Source organism: Dietzia sp. CQ4, assembly GCF_014145125.1.
GTDB lineage: Bacteria > Actinomycetota > Actinomycetes > Mycobacteriales > Mycobacteriaceae > Dietzia > Dietzia natronolimnaea.
Map to the genome: position 1 here is coordinate 1 of NZ_JAALDZ010000146.1, position 5,902 is coordinate 5,902.

A 5,902-nucleotide genomic window follows, 5' to 3' on the forward strand; every position below is an offset into this window, starting at 1 on the left:
GGCCGCCCCCGGGGGTTCCCGGGGGCGGCCGCCTCTACCGCGTGTCGAGCGGACCGCTCGGCCGGTGGCCTGTTCAGTTCTGCTCGGCAGCCGCCTTCTTCAACGACTCGGTGGGCGCGAAGCGCTCGCCGTACTTGGCGGCCAGTTCCTCGGCTCGGGCGACGAAACCCTTGTAGCCCGAGGCGACGTGCTCGCCGGGTGCGGCGTAGTTCTTGGCGTACTGGCGGGTCCCGCCCGTCCACGCCGGGAACCCGATGCCGATGATGGACCCGATGTTGGCGTCGGCGTCGTCGACGATCACGCCCTCGTCCACACACTTCTGCGTCTCGAGCACCTCGGCGAACAGCATGCGGTCCACCAGGTCCTGCAGCGGGGGCGCGTTCTCCGGGGAGGTGCCGAACGCCTCCCGCAGGCCCGGCCAGAGGCCGGCGCGCTTACCGTCGGCGTACTCGTAGAAGCCTGCGCCGGCGGCACGGCCGGAACGCTCGAGCTCCTCGACCATCTTGAGGATCACCCGGTCGACCGCGTCGGGCACGAACTCCTGCCCGGCGGCCTCCGCCGCCTCGCGGGTGGCCTGACGGATCTTGACCATCAGGTTGAGGTTCAGCTCGTCGGACAACTGCAGCGGCGCCGCCGGGTATCCGGCGATGCGACCGGCCTGCTCGATGGTCGAGGGTTCGATGCCCTCGGCCAGCATCCCGATGGCCTCGTTGACGAACGTGCCGATCACACGCGAGGTGTAGAAGCCACGGGAGTCGTTGACCACGATCGGGATCTTGCGGATCTGCAGGGTGAGGTCGATCGCCTTGGCCAGCGTCTCGGGCGTAGTCTTCTCGCCCGAGATGATCTCCACGAGCTGCATCTTGTCGACCGGGGAGAAGAAGTGCAGGCCGATGAAGTCCTCGGGCCGCTTGACGCCGGTCGCGAGGTCGGTGATGGGCAGGGTGGAGGTGTTGGAACCGAGCAACGCGTCGGGGGCGACGATGTCCTCGATCTCCTGGAAGACCTTCCGCTTCAGGTCCGGGGACTCGAAGACGGCCTCGATCACGAGGTCGCAGCCGGCGAGGGCCTGCGGGTCCGTCGTGGGTGTGATGCGGGCGAGCAGTGCGTCGGACTTCTCCTGGGTGGTGCGCCCACGCTCGAGCGCCTTGGCCTCGATGCTCTCGGAGTACGCCTTGCCCTTGTCGGCGGAGGCCTGCTCGACATCCTTGAGCACGACCTCGATGCCGGCCTTGGCGCAGACGTAGGCGATGCCCGCGCCCATCATGCCGGCTCCCAGGACTCCGACCTTGGTGAACTGCGTCCGGGGGATCTCCGAACTGTCGGCGGCCTTGGGCCGCGCTCCCCCCGAGGAGCAGTGCTGCATGTCGAAGAAGAAGGCCTGGATCATGTTCTTGGCCACGACACCGGTCACCAGCGAGACGAAATAGCGCGCCTCGATCTTCTCCGCGGTGGCGAAGTCCACCTGCGAGCCCTCGACGGCCGCGGCCATGATGGCACGCGGCGCCGGGGAGGGCGCGCCCTTGGTCTGCTTGCGCATGTTCGCGGGGAAGGACGGCAGGACGCCGGCCAGTGCGGGGTCCTTGATCGTGCCGCCGGGGAGCTTCCACCCCTTGCGGTCCCACGGCTGGGTGGCCTCGGGCTCGGTGCCGATCCACGCCTTGGCGGCGTCGATCAACTGCTCGGGGGCCACGACCTCGTCGACGAGGCCGGCCTCGAGCGCCTTGGCCGGCGCGAAGGACCGACCGGACATGAGGATGTTGGGCACGGCCTGGGCCAGGCCGAACATGCGGACGGTCCGGACGATCCCGCCGCCACCCGGCAGCAGACCGAGGGTGACCTCGGGCAGGCCGACCTTGGCGCCGCGGGCGTCGGCCATGACGCGGTGGTGGCACGCGAGCGCGAGCTCGAGGCCGCCACCCAGGGCCGCACCGTTGATCGCGGCCACGACCGGGACCCCGAGGGTCTCGAGGGCGCGCATCCGGCCCTTGATCTCCATGGACCGCTCGAACAGCTGCTCGGCGTCCTCGGGGCCCGCCGTGATCATGGACTTGAGGTCGCCGCCACCGAAGAAGCTCTTCTTGGCGGAGGTCAGGACGACGCCCTTGATGGAGTCCTTCTCGGCCTCGATGCGGCCGACGGTCTCCGAGAAGTCGTCGATGAAACGGGCGTTCATGGTGTTCGCGCCGTGGTCGGGGTCATCCATGGTGAGGGTGACGATGCCGTCGCCGTCCTGCTCCCACCGGAACATGTTTTCGCTCACTGGTTCTCTACTCCTCAAGGCTGTGGTGTCGGTGGTGCGGATCAGACGCGCTCGATGATGGTGGCGACTCCCATGCCGCCGCCCACGCAGAGCGTGATGAGGGCGCGCTTGCCGCCGGTCCGCTCGAGCTCGTCGAGCACGGTGCCGGTGATCATGGCGCCGGTCGCACCGAGGGGGTGGCCCATGGCGATCGCTCCGCCGTTGACGTTGAGCTTCTCGTCGGGGATGTTCATGTCCTTCTGGAACCGCAGGACGACGGAGGCGAAGGCCTCGTTGAGCTCCCAGAGATCGATGTCGTCAGAGGTGAGGCCGGCGATCTCGAGAGCCTTCTTCGCTGCCGGGGTCGGGCCGGTGAGCATGATGGTGGTGTCGGCGCCGGAGGTGGCCGCGGCCACGACACGGGCGCGCGGCGTCATGTTCATCTCCTTGCCGGCCTTCTCCGAACCGACCACCACGAGCGCGGCGCCGTCGACGATGCCGGACGAGTTGCCACCGTGGTGGACGTGGTTGATCTTCTCGACCCAGTGGTACTTCTGCAGCGCGACGGCGTCGAAGCCACCCATGTCGCCGACCATGGCGAACGACGGCGTGAGGCCGGCCAGCTTCTCGACGGTGGTGCCCGGACGCATGTGCTCGTCGTGGTCGAGAATGGTGACACCGTTGATGTCCTTGACCGGGACGACCGACTTGGCGAACCGGCCCTCCTCCCACGCCTGGGCGGCGAGCCGCTGCGAGCGCTCGGCGTAGCGGTCCACGTCCTCGCGGGTGAAGCCCTCGAGGGTGGCGATGAGGTCGGCACCGATCCCCTGCGGGGAGAAGTACGTGTCGTAGTTGGTGGCCGGGTCCAGGGCCCAGGCCCCGCCGTCGGTGCCCATCGGGACACGCGACATGGACTCGACGCCGCCGGCGAGGACGACCTCGTCCCATCCGGAGCGGATCTTCTGGGCGGCCATGTTGATCGTGGTCAGGCCGGATGCGCAGAAGCGGTTGATCTGCACGCCGGCCACGGTGTCGGGCATCTTGGCGGCCAGCGCGGCGATGCGCGGCAGATCCATGCCCTGGTCACCCAGGGGGGTGACGATTCCGTAGATGATGTCCGAGATCCGGTTCTCGTCGAGGTCGGGGAACCGACGCCGCATTTCTTCGATGAGACCGACGACCAGGTCGATCGGCTTGACCCCGTGCAGAGCGCCGCCAGGCTTGCCCTTGCCTCGCGGAGTCCGGATGGCGTCGTAGATGAATGCCTCGGTCATGGGTTGTCCACGGCCTTTCTCTGGGCGGAACTGATACGTGTTCGAACTCAGGTTACGTTGTCCACCCACCGCGCGCGGAGTGCGGTCCGTTTTTGTCGACCCGCACCCCGGGCGCTCCGGTGGCACAGTGGACCGTGACTGTCCGCGGCGCCCCGGCAGGGGCGCCGCCCGACCCGACGCGAGGACCCCCGTGACCGTGACCGACGCCGTACCCCCCGCCCTGGTCGAGCTCGCCGAGAGGTGTGGGGTCGCCACGAGCTACACCGATGCGCGCGGAGTCCGACAGGACATCACCGCCCGGACCCTGCGCGCGGTTCTGGCCGCGATGGGCGTCCGGGCCGGCGATGACGACGACGAGAGCGGCACCACGGCCCGTGAGGCCCTCGAGGAGAATCGTCTGCGGCCGTGGCGGCGGGTGCTCCCACCGACGATAGTGGCGAGGCGGGGGGCGGGCGCCAGGTGCGCGGTTCATGTCCCACGCGGTGGCACGGTGACGCTGTCGGCCCATCTCGAGGACTCGGCCGCACCGCTCGATGTGGAGCTCCCCGACACCCCTGCCGAGTCGATGGAGGTCGACGGCGTGCTCGTCGACCGCGTCGAACTCGACCTCCCCGCCTCCCTCCCCCTCGGATGGCATCGGCTCGTCGCCGTGGTCTCCGAACCGTCAGCTCCCGGATCCCGGACGGTCGAGTCCACCCTGCTGGTGGCCCCGCAATCGATACCGGTTCCCGCGGACCTCACGCGACGCCGCGCGGCCGGTCTGGCCGCGCAGATCTACCAGGTCCGGTCCGAGCAATCGTGGGGGGTCGGGGACCTGGCCGATCTGGCCGACCTCGCCGGCTGGGCGGGCCGGGACCTCGGAGCCGACTTCGTCCTGGTCAACCCGATGCACGCCGGGGAGCCGTTCCCGCCGGTGGAGCCGTCCCCGTACCTACCCACCACGCGTAGGTTCGCCTCGCCTCTGTATCTCCGTCCCGAGCAGATTCCGGAGTACACCGCCCTGCCGGATGAGGACAGGCGGAGAATCGATGATCTCGCGCGGTCACAGCACCCGCACAACTCCCGGGACACCATCGACCGCGACTCCTCCTGGAGTGCCAAGCTCGATGCCCTGCGGATGGTGTTCTCGGCTCCCCTGTCGGATGATCGGGCACGGGAGTTCGACGCCTTCGTCGTCGAACAGGAACCCGGTCTCCATCGCTTCGCCACGTGGTGCGCGCTGGCGGCCGAGGCGGGCCCGGACTGGTCGCGGTGGCCCGAGGATCTCCGGGATCCGGACTCCGACGCGGTGGCGCGCTACGCGCACGACCACGCGGAGGAGGTCCGTTTCCACCAGTGGCTGCAGTGGCAGGTCGCTCAACAGCGTGCAGGGGCGCAGAGTGCGGCCCTGTCGGCGGGGATGCGCCTGGGCATCCTGCACGACCTCGCCGTCGGGGTTCATCCCACCGGCGCCGACGCCTGGGCCCTCCACCGCTCACTGGCACGCGGGGTCACCGTGGGCGCGCCGCCGGACGCCTACAACCAACTGGGCCAGGACTGGTCTCAACCCCCGTTGCGACCGGACGCGCTCGCCGAGGAGGGCTACCGACCGTTCCGGGACATCGTGCGCGCTGCGCTGCGGGACTCGGGAGGGATCCGGATCGACCACATCCTCGGGCTCTTCCGACTCTGGTGGATACCGTCGGGACTCGCGCCCACCGAGGGAACCTATGTGCGCTACGACCACGAGGCGATGATCGGGGTCCTCGCTCTGGAGGCGTCACGTGCCGGAGCCGTGGTCGTGGGAGAGGACCTGGGGACCGTCGCACCGGGGGTCCGGGAGGAACTGTCCGAGCGAGGAGTCATGGGGACCTCGGTGATGTGGTTCGAGCAGGAGGACGGCGGGCCGACGCCTCCGGAGGACTACCGGCGACTGTGCATGGCCTCGGTGACGACCCACGACCTCCCCCCGACCGCCGGTTATGTCGATCTCGTCCACGTGGACGTCCGCGAGGAGCTGGGCCAGCTGACGGGCGATGCGGAGCAGGAGCGCCTCAACGCCGCGGCCGAGATCCGTTCCTACACCGAGGCGGTCAGGCAGCGCGGTCTCCTCAAGGGCGACAGCCCGGAAGACCTGGTGGTGGCGCTCCACGCCTTCCTGTCCGCGGCGCCCTCTCTCCTGTACGCCGTGTCCGTCGCCGACCTGGCTGGAGATCGCCGGCCGGTCAACATGCCGGGGACGTCCGAGGAGTACCCGAACTGGCGTGTCCCGCTCACCGACAGCCGGGGTGCGGTGGTCTCCGTGGAGGGACTACGTGACTCCGGCCTTGCGGGGCGGGTGTGGGGCGCGGTGGCCGGCGAAAATGGGGTGGTATGACGAGAGCCCCCGGGTCGCGTGATGCGATCC

General features: G+C 69.5%; 3 protein-coding genes. 1 reads left to right on the forward strand and 2 read right to left on the reverse strand.

What is annotated here, in order from left to right; translation table 11 throughout:
- Positions 1-73: 73 nt before the first annotated feature.
- Together G6031_RS09130 and G6031_RS09135 are read right to left on the reverse strand one after the other, a co-directional pair.
- The gene (locus G6031_RS09130) at positions 74-2,263 is read right to left on the reverse strand and encodes a 3-hydroxyacyl-CoA dehydrogenase NAD-binding domain-containing protein (RefSeq protein ID WP_182653087.1); all 2,190 of its coding nucleotides are present in this window, start codon (positions 2,261-2,263) and stop codon (positions 74-76) included.
- A 41-nt stretch (positions 2,264-2,304) separates the two neighbouring features.
- A complete protein-coding gene (locus tag G6031_RS09135; RefSeq protein WP_182653088.1) occupies positions 2,305-3,516 on the reverse strand; it encodes an acetyl-CoA C-acetyltransferase in 1,212 nt (403 codons plus the stop codon).
- 190 nt (positions 3,517-3,706) lie between these two features.
- Between G6031_RS09135 and malQ the strand changes: the two genes are divergently transcribed.
- A complete protein-coding gene (malQ, locus tag G6031_RS09140; protein WP_347238473.1) occupies positions 3,707-5,872 on the forward strand; it encodes a 4-alpha-glucanotransferase in 2,166 nt (721 codons plus the stop codon).
- The last annotated feature ends 30 nt before the right edge of the window (positions 5,873-5,902 follow it).

Excerpts from the sequence above, each read along its gene's own strand:
- G6031_RS09135 (WP_182653088.1), bottom strand. The coding sequence starts at position 3,516 with ATGACCGAGGCATTCATCTACGACGCCATCCGGACTCCGCGAGGCAAG.